We start from the raw sequence: 1,054 nt of genomic DNA on the forward strand, positions 1-1,054 counted from the left end.
ACGACCTCGTGCATGGTTGTGGATCACGAGTGAGATGATCTTGGTGTGGATCGTGCTGCTGTGCTTGCCAAGCGTCGAGTGACAGGCTTGTCCACCCGGGTGGTCGCTGAGTTGGTCGCTGAGGTGGGCCCGGCATGGCAGGCCCGGCAGCACGCCAAGCTCACCGACCGGCCTCGCCGACGCTCACCCGGCGCCGGCGCGAAGTACAAGCTGGTGTTCGTCGACCGCTTACTGGTCACTCTCGTGCACCTGCGACACGCCACCACCCACGACGTCCTGGCCGCATGGTTTGGCGTCGACCGCTCCACGATCACCCGCGCTGTCAACGAAATCCGTCCGTTGCTGGCCGAGCGGTGCTGCCGCATCGAGTCCGGGGTCCGTCTGCGCACAGTGGCCGATGTGATCGCCTACCTGGATCACGTGCGGCAGACCGGGTTGATGGACGCCACCGAGATCCGGGTGCGCCGCCCCACCAAGCGCCGTGCGGGCCGGCACCAGTTCATCTCCGGCAAGTCTCGCTGCAACGCCATGAAAGCCCTGGTCATCACCGACGCCCAAGGCCGACTGTTGTTCTGCGGGGCCACCTGCCGCGGCAGCACCGCCGACATCACCCAAGCCCGCCAGGCCGGTGTCGTCGACTGGCTGGCACACACCTGGGGCGTGGAGATCCTCACCGACGCTGGTTACCAGGGACTCGGTGCCCAGACAGCAGGGCAGGTCATCACCCCGACACAGAAACACCACAAGAAGGCGGTGGAGCGCATGCAGGGCATCGCTGAACTCCGCGCAGCACAACGAAAAGCACACAACCAACGGCGTGTCCGCGTCGAGCACGGCAGCGGACATTTGAAGAACTGGCGCAGCCTGACCCGTCACCTCGGCCGCCGCGAGATCCTTGACCACACCCTCCGCGCCGTCGCCGGCCTGCTATCCGACCACCAACACACCGACCGCCCCACGCCGAGCCCGATCGCGGCCCTGCCAGCAGGCCGCACCAGGTGAACACAGCCGATCACCAAGGCGAACGCGTCCTGCACCCAACCATGCACGAGGT

The 1,054-nt window shown here is 66.6% G+C and carries 1 protein-coding gene; it reads left to right on the forward strand.

Features of this window, described 5'->3' with window-relative positions; translation table 11 throughout:
- Window positions 1-213 precede the first annotated feature (213 nt).
- Window positions 214-1,002 (forward strand): transposase family protein, encoded by a 789-nt coding sequence (locus tag BCF44_RS54620; RefSeq protein ID WP_211353722.1) that lies wholly within the window; start codon window positions 214-216, stop codon window positions 1,000-1,002.
- Window positions 1,003-1,054 lie beyond the last annotated feature (52 nt).

It is taken from the genome of Kutzneria buriramensis, from assembly GCF_003387475.1.
In the GTDB taxonomy this organism is placed as follows: domain Bacteria; phylum Actinomycetota; class Actinomycetes; order Mycobacteriales; family Pseudonocardiaceae; genus Kutzneria; species Kutzneria buriramensis.